Genomic DNA, 13661 nt, shown 5'->3' with positions numbered 1-13661 from the left:
AAGGATGTGCACGGCGGCCTCCTTGCTTTGCTCAGGAGGACGGGTCTTGCCGCCTGACGCGGTCGAAAATGGCGAACGCCGCCGCCAGCGCACAGCCGGCGATGATGCCGACCGTCAGATCCTCGATCAGCGTGAGTCCGAACGTGGCGAGCAGCACGCCGGCGCCGCGCCAATCGTGCAGCAGATCAAGGAATTCTTCCTTCTCCGCCATGTTCCAGCACACCACGACAAGCACGCCCGCCAGCGCCGACAGCGGGATGAAGCTTGCCAGCGGCGCTGCGACCACCATGAACACAAGCACGAACAGCGCATGCATCATGCCGGAAACCGGGCTGACGGCACCGGCGCGAATATTGGTGGCCGTGCGCGCGATCGTTCCGGTGACGCTGATGCCGCCGAACAGTGCGGAGGCGATGTTGGCGACCCCCTGCGCCACGACTTCCATATTGTAGCGGTGCTTGCGCCCCGTCATGCCATCGGCGACCTTGGCGGAGAGCAGGCTCTCCACGGCGCCGAGCAGCGTGAAGGAGAGCGCGGCCGGCAACACAGCGAGTACGGACGCATACGAGATCGATGGCAACCGGGGTCCCGGCAATCCATCCGGCAGCTGGCCAAAGCGGCTGCCGATGGTCTCGACCGGCAGGCCGAGCAGCCATGCCGCCACCGAGGCCAGCGTCACCGCAATCAGCATGCCCGGCCAGTTCGGCGCTATCAGCCGCAGCAGGAAGATCAAGGCGACTGAGCCGATGCCGACCGCAAGTGCAGCCGGGCTGATGGTCGGCAGCGCCTGACCCAGTGCCGCCAGCTTAGGCAGCAACGGTCCGGGTTCGGCACTTGGCAATTTCAGGCCGCCGAGATCGCGCAACTGGCTGGCAAAGATCGTGACTGCGATGCCGCAGGTGAAGCCGACGGTCACGGCGTGCGGAATGTAGCGAATGAGCGCGCCAAGCCGCAGCAGGCCGATCAGGGCCAGCATGAACCCGGAGAGGAAGACGGTCAGCAACAGGCCATCCAGGCCGAATTTGGTGACGGTGGCGGCGACCAGCACGATGAACGCGCCGGCCGGGCCACCGATCTGATAGCGGCTGCCGCCGAGCGCCGAGACTAAAAAGCCGCCGATGACGGCGGCATATAATCCCCGCTCGGGCGAAACCCCCGAGGCGACGGCGATCGCCATCGACAGCGGCAGCGCCACAATCGCAACCGTCAGCGCCGCCAGCATATCCCGGCGGAGGTGGCCAAGATTGTATCCCTCGGCCAGCACGGTAGCGAGTTTCGGACGATAGGTATGGGCCGTAGCGGAGCCGTCAGGCATTGCGGGTAAACCGATTTGGACTTGAGGCATCATAGCCGACGATCAAGCGTGCGTCAGCATGCGCCGGCTTCCTTGAGGGCCCGATAAGCTGATATCGCGGCGCTCCGCAACTTTTGCCGTTGCAGGCGATAGCCCGGTGGCCGGCGTTGGCCGGGATTATCGCGTTGAGCCGACAGTCCGGGCCTTGCGAAGCGCTTGAGATCGCGAAGATCGCCGAGCGTGCGTTGCAGCTGTTTCGCCGGCTTGTGGACGTGGCGGAATTCGCCATGGTCGAACACCGGGACGATGCCCGTCAGCGCCTCCAACATGTAGCGAAATCGCTTCGCCCTGATCCGGAGCCGGTGACGATCCGATGCGCCGAGGGCTTTGAGCCGCCGGCCTTTGCGGATCAGCCGCCGGCGCCAGCGATTGAGCTCGCGCTTGCAATAGGCCTCCAGCGGACTTGCGGACTTGCGGTGCAGCATCCGTTCCCAACGCGGCAGCCATGACCCGCCCCCGATCCAGCCGGAGATCGCCTCGATCAGGTCATGAAATCGCGCCGAACGCAGGCAGTGAACCATCCGGCGATGATCGCGCGTCTGATGCGCCTCGAGATCCTCGCCGATCATGCGTTGCGCCCAGTCCCGGTACCGTTTGCGGCGTGCATATTCCACGACCACATCGCTGTCGCGGGCGGCGCCGAGCGAGCCGTTCAGCCATGCAAGCTCTTTCTTCAGGCGCCGCCATTCCGCATCGACCACGATCGAAGCGAAGAAGAATACCGCGGACCGCAGCCGGGTAATGGCGACACGAATCTGATGCACGGCTTCGGCATCGCCTGCGCAGGCGCTGCTGTGATGCAGCCTGACCTTGCCGACGCAGTCCTGCGCGATTTTCTGGAACGCGGTCGCGCAATCGAACGGCGCCGCCGCAGCGGCCTTGCGCAGGCCAATTTTGGTTTTGCCAGCGCCCGTCATCTGCCACGCCCGATCGCGCGCCGAGCATACAGGCTGCCGCACCGCAAAGCTTTCATTCCCGTCACGCGCTCCGGTCCATCCCGCCTAACATGGCCTGACCCGTCGTACGGCGCCAGCCCGTACGGCTGGCCAAAAGCAGGCCGCGGCTTGCGGAGAATGATCGCCGCAGCCGTCAAGCCGGGATAGAGGGTTTTGTGTCAGGCCAATCAGCAGTTGAGAGGTCAAGCGGGAACCGCTTGATCGCGCGATGGCTCTGGAACTAGCGCGCAGCGCTATCGGCCGGCGTGCTCGATGGCGCGGATGGCGCCGCGCAGTTCGGCCAGCCCACGCAGCCGGCCGATCGCGGTATAGCCGGGATTGGTGCGCTTGGTCTCGGCGAGATCGTCGAGCATGCGATGGCCGTGGTCCGGCCGGAATATGATTTTTTCAGCCGCCGAACGCTTACGGTTTTCGGCCAGCAATGCCTTGAGCACCGCGATCATGTCGACGTCGCCGTCGAGATGATCGGATTCGAAGAACGACAGGCCGTCGGCTTCGCGCTTGGTCGCGCGCAGATGCGCAAAGCCGATTCTGGGTGCGAATTGTCTTGCGATCGCCGGCAGATCGTTCTGCGCACGTACGCCGAGCGAGCCGGTGCAGAAGCAGATGCCGTTCGCCTTGGACGGAACCGCGTCGAACAGCGCCTGGTAGTCTTCTGCCGATGAAGCGATGCGCGGCAGGCCGAACAGCGGCCGCGGCGGATCGTCCGGATGCAGCGTCAGCGTCACGCCAAGCTGCTCGGCAACGGGCGTGACGCGCGCGAGAAACTCGATCAGATGCTGGCGCAGCACAGCGGTGTTGATGCCGCTGTATTGCTGCAGGCGATCGCGGAACTGCGGAATGGTCAGGGGATCGGTGGTCGATCCCGGCAAGGCGCTGGCGATGTTGGTGACGAGGACATCGATATCGGCCTGCGTCATCCCGGCGTGAAGCCGCTTGGCACGGGCGCGCGCGCTTTCCGAATATTCCGCCGCCGCTTCCGGGCGCTGCAGGATGTGCAGATCGAACGCCGCGAACCGTTCCTGGTCGAAGCGCATCGCCTTGGCGCCGTTCGGCAGCTCCCATTCCAGATCGGTGCGGCACCAGTCCACGACAGGCATGAAATTGTAGCAGACGATATTGATGCCGGCGGAGGCCACCGCCTCCAGGCTCGCGATCCACGCCTCGATCGAGCGCGTTGCCTTACCGCCGAGCCGCTTGACGTCGTCGGGGATCGGAATCGATTCCACCACCGACCAGGTCAGCTGCGAACGGCCGGGCTGGCTTTTCTCGATGATATGCTTGCGCTCCTCGACGCCTGATCGCGTCCAGGCCTCGCCGATCGGCACCTGATGCAGCGCGGTGACGACGTCAGTGGCGCCGGCCTGGCGGATATCGTCGAGCGACACCGGATCATCCGGCCCGTACCACCGCCATCCCTGCAGCATCATGGGAAATCTCCTGAATATCTTCCGGTCACTGCGCCGTCAGCACGACCTTGACGCTCTGCGAGCGGTCGAGCGCGAGGCGAACCGCATCGGGCGCGACCGACAGCGGACGCTCAGCGGTCACCAGCGACAGCACGTCGACGCTGCCGTCGGAAATCAGTTCGACCGCGGTCAGGAATTCCGGCCCGAAGCGGAACGAGCCGCGCAGATCGATCTCCTTGGCCATCACGGCATTCGCCGGCGTCGGAATCTGCCCGCCCGGCAGATTGCCGATCTGGACGACGACGCCCCCGCGTCTGACCGCGCCGATGGCGCTGGCTAGGCCCGCCGCCGTGCCCGACACTTCAAATGCGACATCGTAGGGCGCGACAGCCTTCAGAGCTTCATCGCCCTTGGAGATGTCGATGACATGGTTGGCACCGAGCCGGGTTGCGAACGCCAACGGCGCGGCCGCGATATCGACCACGGTGACTTCGGCAATGCCGGCGCGTCGCGCGGCCAGCATCGTCAGCAGGCCGATGGGGCCCGAGCCGAACAGCACGGCGCGTTTTCCCTTGACGTCGCCGGCGCGGGCGACCGCGTGCAGGCAGACTGCGAGCGGCTCGGCCAGTGCCGCCGCCTGGTATGTCACATGGTCCGGAATCTTGACGCATTGTGCGGGAATGGCGTCGAACAGGCTGGAAAATCCCCCCTGCATGTGCGGCGTCTTCGAAGCCGAGCCCATGAAGAAGATGTTTTCGCAGAGGTTCAGCCGGCCCTCGCGGCACGGCGTGCAGTGACCGCACCAGCGCGACGGATTGACGGCGACGCGATCGCCGGTCTTCAGGCCGGGCGCGCTGCCCGAGATCTCGACGACCTCGCCCGCGATCTCGTGACCCAGCACCAGCGGCGAGGTGACGACGAAATCGCCGGTACGGGCATGGCGATAGTAATGCATGTCGGAGCCGCAAATGCCACCGGCGCCGAAACGAATCCGCACCATGCCTGACGCCAACGGATCGAGCGGCCGCTCGACCATGCGCAGATCCTCGGGGCCGAACAGTGTTGCAGCCAAAGCGTTCGATGTCATTTTGCGAATCCTATCACTTAGCAAGTCCCATGTATTTCGGCAGCCAGAGCGTCAGCTCCGGGATGTAGGTGATGGCGATGAGCGCCAGCAGCAGCGGCACCAGCCAGGGGAGGATCGCCATCGTCGTGCGCTCGACCGAGAGTTTTGCGACGCGGGCGAGTACGAACAGCACCATGCCGAGCGGCGGGTGCAACAGGCCGATCATCAGGTTGAGCGTCATGATCAGGCCGAAATGAATGGGATCGATGCCCAGTTTCAGCACGATCGGCAGCAGGATCGGCACCAGGATGGTGATCGCAGCGATGGTGTCGATGAAGCAGCCGACGAACAGGATCAGGATGTTCGCCAGCAGCAGGAACACCCATTTGTTCTGGGTGATCCCGAGTATCGCGTCGCTCAGGATCTGCGCCGCCTGCGAGACCGTCAAGAGCCAGGCGAAGATCGAGGCCGCGGTCACGATGAACAGCACAGATGCCGTGGTCTCGATGGTATCGAACGTCGCCTTCGCCACCGTCTGCAACGTCATGGAGCGATAGCGCACCAGCCCGAGGAACAGCGACCAGATCACGGCGGCGACCGCGGCCTCCGTCGGCGTGAACCAGCCCAGCGTCATGCCGCCGATCAGGATGACCGGCGCCATCAGCGCCATCACGGCGGAGAAATCGAAATACCAGTCGAGCGCCAGCAGCGCCACGAGCCCGATGCCAACAGCCATGTTGACCGAGAGCCCGGCGAGCACCAGCAGCCAGACCGCGAGCGGAAAGCACAGTACGACCACGATCTCGAGCCCGGCCGAGCCGATCTGCCGCCAGGAAAACGGCGTATCGCTGCCCCAGCCGTTCTTGTGGGCGAAATAGGCCACGGTCGCCATCATCATCAAGGTCATGACGACGCCCGGAATGAGGCCGCCAAGAAACAGCGCGCCGATCGAGACGTTCGCCATCATGCCGTAGATCACGAACGGCAGCGACGGCGGAATGATCGGGCCAAGCGTGGCGGACGCCGCGGTCACGCCGACCGAAAACTCCGTGGAATAGCCATGGTCCTTCATCGCCTTGATTTCGATGGTGCCGAGGCCGGCGGCGTCCGCGATCGCGGTGCCGGACATGCCGGAAAAGATCACCGAGCCGACGATGTTGACGTGGCCGAGGCCGCCGCGCATCCAGCCCACCAATGCTACCGCAAAGCTGTAGATGCGCCCGGTGACGCCGGCGATGTTCATCAGATTGCCAGCGAGGATGAAGAAGGGAACCGCGAGCAGCGGAAAACTCTCGACGCCCGCGATCATGCGCTGCGCCAGCGTCACGTCGGGCGTGATGCCGGTGACGAGAATATACAACAGCGACGACACCGCCATCGCCAGCGCGACGGGAAGGCCGACCAGCATCAACAGCAAAAATGCCCCAAGCAGCAGCAGCATCGCCCTACCCTTCCGTTCCGTCGAACGCGCCGGGGCGCTCCAATATCGAATAGCCGCGCCGCCAGTTTTCGATCGCAATCTGGATCGACCGGCCGAACATCAGCACGAAGCCGAGCAGCACGCCGTAATAGACAAAACCTTTTTCAATCTTGATCGTCGTCATCCGCTCTTCGCCGATGATCTGGATGTAGACCCAGACCAGCTTGATCGCATAGCCGAAGAAGGCGATCCGGATCAGGTCGATCGCGGTCGATAGCGCGCGCCCAACCGCATGCGGCAGATAGCGGAACACCAGGTCGACCTGGATGTGCCGCGACAGCCGCACGCACATCGACGAGCCGATGAACACCACGCCGATCAGGCAATAGGTCGCGATCTCCTCGGTCCAGGCGTAGCTGTCGTTGAGGACGTAGCGGGTGAAGAACTGCAGGAAGACGCACAGCGCCATGATCCAGAAGATCACCAGCGCCAGCCAGTCCTCGAACGCATACGGACTGAGGTCGGCGCCCTTCGGCGCCTCGTCCTCGAACGTATGGGCGATCTCTTCCGCCGTGATCTGCTTGTGCACTTCAGCCATGGAGTTGGGCTTTCTTTCCAAACTGGCTCGAGGTGGCCGCCCCTGCCCGCCGCGAACACCGCAGCGGACAGAGGCAAAGCCCGTCGGTTTACTTCACCGCCTGGATGCGATCCCAGTCGGCCTTGCGATAGTCGAAGCTTTCAAAGCTCGTGGTCTTGATCACGGTGTCACGGAACGCGGCCTTGTCGACCTCGGTGACGGTGAGACCCTTCTGCTTGAAGAAATCGACCAGCTTGGCTTCGTTGACCTTGATCTCGCCGGTTGCCTTGGCGGCGGCTTCCTGGGTCACGTCCGTGAAGATCTTGCGATCCTCTTCGCTGAGCTTCTTCCAGAGCCCGCCGGAGATGATCGTGTTGAGGTGGTCGACGATGTGACCGGTCAGCACGATGTGCTTCTGCACCTCGTAGAACTTCTTCGCCTCGATGGTGGTGAGCGGATTTTCCTGGGCTTCCACGGTGCCGTTCTGCAGCGCCAGGTAAACCTCGGCGAAGGCGATCGGCGCGGTGTTGGCGCCACAGGCGCGCGGCATCGCCAGATACGCCGGCACGTCGGGCACGCGGATCTTGAGGCCCTTCATGTCCGCACAGACCTTGATCGGCTTGTTCGACGAGGTGTGACGCACGCCGTAATAGGTCACCGCCACGATGCGGTGGCCGGTCTTGTCTTCATAACCCTTGGTGAGATCCTTGAAGACATCGCTCTTGGTGTAGGCCAGGAGATGATCGGCATCGCGGAAGGTGTAGGGATAATAGGTCACGCCGATCGGCGGAAAACTCTTGGCGGCGAAGCTGGAGCCGGAGATGATGATGTCGACCGAGCCCAGCGAAAGGCCCTGGTTGATATCGGCTTCCTTGCCAAGCTGCGAGGCCGGATAGACGTCGATCGCATAGCGGCCGTTGGTGCGCTTGCCGATCTCCTGTGCGGCCCACACCGACGCGGTGTGGAACGGCTCTGATGTCTCGTAGACGTGCGCCCATTTCAGCTTGGTCTGCGCCATGCCGGCGCTGGTGGCGGCAACAAGCGCGGCAGCGGAAGCCGCCAATACAATTGTCAATTTCTTCAACATTGAAATCTCCTCCGTTGTTACATTTGCTTTTCTTACTCAACCGTCTCGGCCATTTGGCCGAACCGTTCGAATGCCAGATCAGCCGCTCCTGGCCTGCGCGCGAGGCGATGCGGCTTCGGTTCCAAAATTTTGTGCAAAGCGTTCCTGCGAACGCGCCAGATGCTCGCGCATGGTAAGGCGCGCGGCGTCGGGATCGCGCGCGGCGATGGCGTCGCGGATCGCCTGATGCTCACTGAGCGCGGCACCCCAGGATTCCGGGTTCTCGAAATAATGCGCCAGCTTGGCGAAATAGGGATTGAGCCGCTGGTCGAACAGTTCGCCGACGACACGAACCAGCACGGCGTTATCGAGACTGCCTGCCACCGCGACATGGAACGCGCGGTCGTGGATCATCGAGGCGTCGCCGGGATGTTGCGTGTTTGCCATCGCCAGCAGCGATGCGTCGATGCGCGCGATATCCTCCGGCTTCGCCACCCTCGCCGCCTCTTCGGCGATGGCGCCTTCGATAAATTCGCGGGCGCGCAGCAGCTCGAACGGCCCTTCGATCATTGCGGAGGCCGGCAAAGGCGCGGCAAGCGCGGCCGGATCGCTGACATAGATTCCGGAGCCGACACGAATGCGAACACGTCCTTCGACTTCGAGCGCGATCAGCGCTTCGCGCACGGTGGGACGGGAGACCTTCAATTGTTCGGCGATATCGCGTTCGGTCGGGAGCCTGGAGCCGACGGCGTATTCGCCGCTGTCGATCAAGGCGCGCAGCTGATCGGCAACCTGGCGGTATAGGCGTCGCGCTTCCACTGCCTCTAACGGCACGCTGGTTTCCTCCGAACGACCTCGTGGATCGATTCTTTTCTGGTTGGCTCTGGCCAATCGGCTGGTCTTGAGTTACGGTGCCGATCGGTAAATTGGCCTTACCAATTGACCAAACATTGACCTTACGGGCGCGCTATGTCAAGGCGAATGGCGAAAATTCCGCCATTCCAACCCAAAGGAGGCCGATTTGCGCCTCTCGAACGCCAGCCTCGCCCGGCTCCCCGGCCATATCCGCCGCCCCGGTTACGACCGGGCACGGGTCACATCAGGCATCGTCCATCTCGGAATCGGCGCCTTCCACCGCGCGCACCAGGCGGTCGTGATCGACGACCTGCTCGCGTCAGGCGCGACGGATTGGGGAATCATCGGCGCCAGCCTTCGAAGTTCGGACACCTATGACGCCCTCGCCCCGCAGGATTGTCTCTATGCGGTTGCCGTTCGCTCCGGCGCGGGCACCGAACACCGGATCATCGGCTCGGTGCTGCAGACGGAAGTCGCCAAGCGCAACCCCGCGCAATTGATCGCACGCATGGCTGATCCCGCCACGCGCATCGTCTCGCTGACCATCACCGAGAAAGGCTATTGCCACACGCCGCAGACCGGCGATCTCAACGCTGACCATCCCGATATCGTCCACGACCTCGCAAACCCGGACGCACCACGATCGGCTCCGGGATTCCTCGTGGCTGCGCTGGCGCGCCGCCGCGCGGCTGATATCGCGCCCTTCACCGTTCTCTCCTGCGACAATCTTTCGGCCAACGGCCATACCGTGAAACGGATCCTGACGCAGTTCGCTCACCTGCGCTCGCCCGAGCTCGGAAAGTGGATCGCCGACCACGTCGCCTGCCCGTCGACGATGGTCGATCGCATCGTGCCCGAAACCACTGACGCCGATCGCGCGGCGGTCTCGTCCGAACTCGGCATGACCGACGCATGGCCCGTGATATCAGAGCCGTTCACGCAGTGGATCGTCGAAGACAATTTTCCGGCCGGCCGCCCCGATTTCGCACGCGCCGGCGTGCAGCTCGTCACTGATGTGACACCGTTCGAACACATGAAGCTGCGGCTGCTCAATGCCAGCCATTCGGCGCTGGCCTATCTCGGCTATCTCGCGGGGCATGAGACCATTGCCGCTGCGATGACCGACGATCGTTTTGCGGCGTTCGCCCACGGTGTGATGCAAGAATCCGCCGTGACGCTTTCGATGCCCGAGGGGACCGATCTGGCGGGATACAGCGCCTCGCTTCTCGAGCGCTTTGCCAACCCCGCCCTGCGTCACCGCACCTGGCAGATCGCGATGGATGGATCGCAGAAACTGCCGCAGCGGCTGCTCGGCACGATGCAGGACCGGCTGCGGCAGGGCTTGCCGATCGATACGCATGCGCTCGCCGTCGCAGGCTGGATGCGCTACGTCACGGCCAGCGATGAAAACGGACAGCCGATCGACGTGCGCGATCCCTTAGCGGCGGAACTGGCCACGATCGCCAGAAACGCCGGCCCCGTCGCAGATCGGCTGGCGCCTGCGTTGCTCGATGTTCGTTCGATCTTCGGCGAGTTCGGAACCGAGCCTGGCCTGCGCGATGCCGTGACGCGTGCGCTGGCGCAGCTCTACGAATTGGGCGCCCGTCGGGCGGTGAAGGCCTGGCTGCCGGCATAAGCGACGGCGCTGGTCGCGGTGCATTGCTTCGCAGGGTTCCGATTTGCGCGCCAAATGAGTGGCCGGGAACATTCCAAATCCGGGAACATTCGGTAAGCGGTGGGGTTGGTGTTCATCGACCTGAAGGAGTTCAGTCATGAAGAAATTTATCGTAGTGCTCGCGATTGGCGCCGGCACGCTGCTCGCTACCGGCGCAACGGCCGCACCGCTTTCGAATGGCATTACCGTGATGCCGGATAACGGTATCGAACATGTCAGAATGGTGTGCGACGAATATGGCCAGTGCTACCGTACCCGTGGCGGTCGCCGCGTCGTCGTTGAGCGGGAATACGGCGACAGCTACAATTACGCTCCGCGCGAGCGATACATCGAACGCCGCGGCTATTACAATGACGGCCCGAGCGTCGGTATCGGCGTGGGACCGGGTGGAGTCGGTGTTGGATTTGGCGCCGGACCGCGCTGGTAGGATTTCAATTTCGCAAGTCGAGGCCGCAGAGAAATCTGCGGCCTTCGGCGCGCTCGGCCTCCGCTTGAGGGTTTGTAGATGGACGAAAACAAATTCGCCACGCTGCTCGGTCACGCAGCGCTGAAGGTGTGGCCGGAGCTGTCGCGCGACGCCCAGGAAATGTTGTTTGCGGCTGCCGTCGATGACGGCGTCATTGCAAATACACTCGCAACCTACCTGCACGATCATCATCCCCGGACCGCCCATCCGCCAAAGCCGACGGCGCTGGTCTGATTCTGATCTCATGGCGGCAGCATTTTCCGATCACAGCAGAGCTGCTCGAAAGCCGCTCCTCGCCGAGCTGACGCTCGCAGACTGCAAGCACCAAGATTGCAAATCTGGCGCGGGCTGCGGGATCGACTTCGTTCCCTCTCGCAGCGCACACCGCTGATAATACTTTCAGAAGACACAACCCTGTGTTTCAATCGGTCCTGCGGAAACCGCAACCGCGTGCGTCCGCAGGCCGGGTCCCAGATCACGAGTCCCGGCCAGCAGAAAACAACGCACGGTCTAAGAACCATAACAACGGAGGAAATCCATGGACATCGATCGTCGTCAGCTTGCGTTACCGGTACTCGCCATCGGACTTCTCGGCGTGATGCCAGCCTTCGCCGGCGCCGATGAAGATGCGGTCGCCAAAAACCTCGAGGCCTTCCGCACCGCGCAGGCCGCCGCCAACGCCGAGGGGCTCGCCGCGCTTTGCGCAGCCGAACTCAGCTACAGCCACTCGGATGGCCGGGTCGAGGACAAGGCGGCCTTCATCGCCGGCGCGACCAGCGGAAAATCGAAGTGGCTGTCGCTGACCTATAAAGACCCCGTGATCCGCGTCGTCGGCCCGGCCGCGATCGTCCGGTTCCACTGGCTCGGCGAGCAGGAAGCCGTGGCCGACGGCAAGAAGAGCTCCACCAACCTCCACATCCTGATGAACTGGCAGAAGCAAGGATCGGACTGGAAATTGTTGTCCCGCTCGGCGACCAAGCTCGGCTAGCAGCCTCCGCTTCGTAACGGCCCTCGCCGCCAATCGACCACCAACAGCGCACGCCGTGCGCTGTTGGTGCGTTGGCAGGTGTCAAAAAGAGAAGCCGGGAACTTGTAATGGATTTCATCGAACTTAATGGCGTCGGGCTGCGCTACGAACTCAGCGGCAAGGGTGACCGCACCCTGGTGCTGGTGCACGAAATGGCTGGCTCGCTCGAAAGTTTTGACGACGTCGTGCCACGGTTCTCGGAAGCGCGCCGGGTGTTGCGCTACGACACCAGAGGCGCGGGAATGTCCCAGAAGGTGCGCGACGAGCTTGGCATCGATACGATGGCCGACGACATCGCAGGCCTGCTCGATGCGCTCGGCATCGCCGGCAAGGTCGCACTGGCGGGTGTCGCCCTCGGCGGCGCAATCGCACTTCATTTCGCGGCCCGATACCCCGAGCGCACCAGCGCGGTCGCGGTCAGCAGTCCGGCCACCGGCGTCGCAGCGGAGCGTCGCGCGGCAGCGCTTGAACGGCTCCTCAAGATCGAGGCCGCCGGCATGGCTTTCGCCGTCGCCGATTCGATGCAGAATGGTTATGCGCCGGAGCTTCGCGGCGACATCGCGCGCTTTGAACGATACCGGGCGCGGTGGCTCGGCAACGATCCCGCGAGCTATGCCACGATCTGGCGCATGCTGGCCGGCCTCGACATGCAGGACGAACTGACAAGGCTGCGCTGTCCCGTGCTCGTGATCGGCGGCAGTTTTGACCGCGTGCGCCCGCCCGCACTCGCGGAAGCCACGGCCAAAACGATCCCCGGGGCACGCTACGTCGAAATTCCCTCAGGCCACTACATGGCGGTGCAAACGCCTGATCTGTTTTCCGATTGCATCGACGCGTTCCTCAAGACGCTCGATGCCTGATCGCACCCCCTCCTCCATTGCACAGGGTCTTCCAACATGCCTTCGCAGCCTACACAGCAAATTCCCGGCGTCTATCATCGCAAGATCGGGGACATCGTCGTCACCACGATCAGCGATGGCTATCTCGACGGCAATCTCGAGGTGATGCGCAACGTCGACGTCGAGAAAGCACGCCGGATCCTGCAGGACGCATTCCGGCCGGCGCGGCGAACCAGCGTCAACACATTCCTGATCCATTCGAAGGGTCGTATCGCGATCGTCGACACCGGATCGGGCAATTATCTGCAGCCGACCGCCGGCCACGTGCAGCGCAATCTCGCGGCAGCCGGCATCGATCCGAAATCGATCGACACCGTGCTGCTCACGCACATGCACCCGGATCACTCCGCCGGCCTGACCGACATGTCGAACGGCCAACGCTTGTTTCCGAACGCGGAACTGGTCATGCACGAAAACGAACAGGCCTATTGGTTTGACGATGGCGAGATGAGCAAGGTCGACGAGCGAGCCAGGCAGCTCTATTTTGGCGCCGGCCGGGAGCAGGTCGAACCGTACAGGGAACGCACGCGTTTGTTTCGAGACGGCGAGGTTTTTCCCGGCGTGACCGCCGTACCCAGCCTCGGGCATACGCCGGGCCATACCGCGTATCTGATTGCATCTGATAATGATCAGTTGATGATCTGGGGTGACACCGTGCACGTGCCGGAAGTGCAGACCGCGTTTCCCGAAGCCGGCATGGCCTTCGACACCGACCTCGCCGCGGCAGCGGCCTCACGAAAACGCATGTTCGATCGCGTCAGCGCAGACGGCGTCCTGATCGCCGGGATGCACCTGCATTTCCCCGCATTCTCGCGCCTTGCACGCCGTGGCGACGCCTATGCGCTTTATCCGGAGGCATGGGTTCACAATCTGGCCTAGGGGACGCAGCGC

General features: G+C 63.5%; 13 protein-coding genes and 1 pseudogene. 6 read left to right on the top strand and 8 right to left on the bottom strand.

The window, feature by feature from the left end; translation table 11 throughout:
* Positions 1–73: 73 nt before the first annotated feature.
* The 8 genes and pseudogenes from ABIE49_RS32250 to ABIE49_RS32215 form a co-directional block, all read right to left on the bottom strand.
* Positions 74–1345, bottom strand: a pseudogene (locus ABIE49_RS32250) (SulP family inorganic anion transporter); the annotation flags it as partial.
* 23 nt (positions 1346–1368) lie between these two features.
* Positions 1369–2271: a CHAD domain-containing protein gene (locus tag ABIE49_RS32245; RefSeq protein WP_192734946.1), complete on the bottom strand. Its 903-nt coding sequence runs from the start codon at positions 2269–2271 to the stop codon at positions 1369–1371.
* A 272-nt stretch (positions 2272–2543) separates the two neighbouring features.
* Positions 2544–3740 (bottom strand): mannonate dehydratase, encoded by a 1197-nt coding sequence (uxuA, locus tag ABIE49_RS32240; protein ID WP_192734947.1) that lies wholly within the window; start codon positions 3738–3740, stop codon positions 2544–2546.
* A 25-nt stretch (positions 3741–3765) separates the two neighbouring features.
* Positions 3766–4806 (bottom strand): L-idonate 5-dehydrogenase, encoded by a 1041-nt coding sequence (locus ABIE49_RS32235; protein ID WP_192734948.1) that lies wholly within the window; start codon positions 4804–4806, stop codon positions 3766–3768.
* A 13-nt stretch (positions 4807–4819) separates the two neighbouring features.
* Entirely contained in the window at positions 4820–6226 is a 1407-nt protein-coding gene (locus tag ABIE49_RS32230) for a TRAP transporter large permease (RefSeq protein WP_192734949.1), read from the bottom strand.
* Between the two features lie 4 nt (positions 6227–6230).
* Positions 6231–6803: a TRAP transporter small permease gene (locus ABIE49_RS32225; protein ID WP_192734950.1), complete on the bottom strand. Its 573-nt coding sequence runs from the start codon at positions 6801–6803 to the stop codon at positions 6231–6233.
* A gap of 88 nt (positions 6804–6891) precedes the next feature.
* On the bottom strand, positions 6892–7869 hold the full coding sequence (locus ABIE49_RS32220) for a sialic acid TRAP transporter substrate-binding protein SiaP (protein WP_192734951.1): 978 nt from the start codon (positions 7867–7869) through the stop codon (positions 6892–6894).
* A gap of 78 nt (positions 7870–7947) precedes the next feature.
* Entirely contained in the window at positions 7948–8682 is a 735-nt protein-coding gene (locus ABIE49_RS32215) for a FadR/GntR family transcriptional regulator (protein WP_192734952.1), read from the bottom strand.
* 187 nt (positions 8683–8869) lie between these two features.
* On the opposite strand from ABIE49_RS32215, the gene ABIE49_RS32210 reads away from it, so the two are divergent.
* From ABIE49_RS32210 to ABIE49_RS32185, 6 genes are all read left to right on the top strand, one after another.
* The gene (locus ABIE49_RS32210) at positions 8870–10339 is read left to right on the top strand and encodes a mannitol dehydrogenase family protein (protein ID WP_192734953.1); all 1470 of its coding nucleotides are present in this window, start codon (positions 8870–8872) and stop codon (positions 10337–10339) included.
* A 136-nt stretch (positions 10340–10475) separates the two neighbouring features.
* Positions 10476–10805, top strand: coding sequence for a hypothetical protein (locus ABIE49_RS32205; protein ID WP_192734954.1), 330 nt, complete (start codon positions 10476–10478; stop codon positions 10803–10805).
* Between the two features lie 78 nt (positions 10806–10883).
* Positions 10884–11078: a hypothetical protein gene (locus ABIE49_RS32200; RefSeq protein ID WP_192734955.1), complete on the top strand. Its 195-nt coding sequence runs from the start codon at positions 10884–10886 to the stop codon at positions 11076–11078.
* Positions 11079–11382: 304 nt separating this feature from the next.
* Entirely contained in the window at positions 11383–11832 is a 450-nt protein-coding gene (locus ABIE49_RS32195) for a nuclear transport factor 2 family protein (protein WP_192734956.1), read from the top strand.
* Positions 11833–11939: 107 nt separating this feature from the next.
* Complete coding sequence (locus ABIE49_RS32190) at positions 11940–12731, top strand: alpha/beta fold hydrolase (protein ID WP_192734957.1); 792 nt, start codon at positions 11940–11942, stop codon at positions 12729–12731.
* Positions 12732–12767: 36 nt separating this feature from the next.
* The gene (locus tag ABIE49_RS32185) at positions 12768–13649 is read left to right on the top strand and encodes an MBL fold metallo-hydrolase (protein ID WP_192734958.1); all 882 of its coding nucleotides are present in this window, start codon (positions 12768–12770) and stop codon (positions 13647–13649) included.
* Positions 13650–13661 lie beyond the last annotated feature (12 nt).

Origin of the sequence: Bradyrhizobium sp. OAE829, assembly GCF_040546575.1 — a bacterium.
Taxonomy (GTDB): Bacteria; Pseudomonadota; Alphaproteobacteria; order Rhizobiales; family Xanthobacteraceae; genus Bradyrhizobium.
This window is presented reverse-complemented; position numbering and strand designations above follow the sequence as displayed.

Bases quoted from the DNA above. Each gene is read 5' to 3' on its own strand.
- ABIE49_RS32245 (WP_192734946.1), bottom strand. From the start codon at position 2,271: ATGACGGGCGCTGGCAAAACCAAAATTGGCCTGCGCAAGGCCGCTGCG.
- uxuA (WP_192734947.1), bottom strand. From the start codon at position 3,740: ATGATGCTGCAGGGATGGCGGTGGTACGGGCCGGATGATCCGGTGTCG.
- ABIE49_RS32235 (WP_192734948.1), bottom strand. From the start codon at position 4,806: ATGACATCGAACGCTTTGGCTGCAACACTGTTCGGCCCCGAGGATCTG.
- ABIE49_RS32230 (WP_192734949.1), bottom strand. From the start codon at position 6,226: ATGCTGCTGCTGCTTGGGGCATTTTTGCTGTTGATGCTGGTCGGCCTT.
- ABIE49_RS32225 (WP_192734950.1), bottom strand. From the start codon at position 6,803: ATGGCTGAAGTGCACAAGCAGATCACGGCGGAAGAGATCGCCCATACG.
- ABIE49_RS32220 (WP_192734951.1), bottom strand. From the start codon at position 7,869: ATGTTGAAGAAATTGACAATTGTATTGGCGGCTTCCGCTGCCGCGCTT.
- ABIE49_RS32205 (WP_192734954.1), top strand. From the start codon at position 10,476: ATGAAGAAATTTATCGTAGTGCTCGCGATTGGCGCCGGCACGCTGCTC.
- ABIE49_RS32200 (WP_192734955.1), top strand. From the start codon at position 10,884: ATGGACGAAAACAAATTCGCCACGCTGCTCGGTCACGCAGCGCTGAAG.
- ABIE49_RS32195 (WP_192734956.1), top strand. From the start codon at position 11,383: ATGGACATCGATCGTCGTCAGCTTGCGTTACCGGTACTCGCCATCGGA.
- ABIE49_RS32190 (WP_192734957.1), top strand. From the start codon at position 11,940: ATGGATTTCATCGAACTTAATGGCGTCGGGCTGCGCTACGAACTCAGC.
- ABIE49_RS32185 (WP_192734958.1), top strand. From the start codon at position 12,768: ATGCCTTCGCAGCCTACACAGCAAATTCCCGGCGTCTATCATCGCAAG.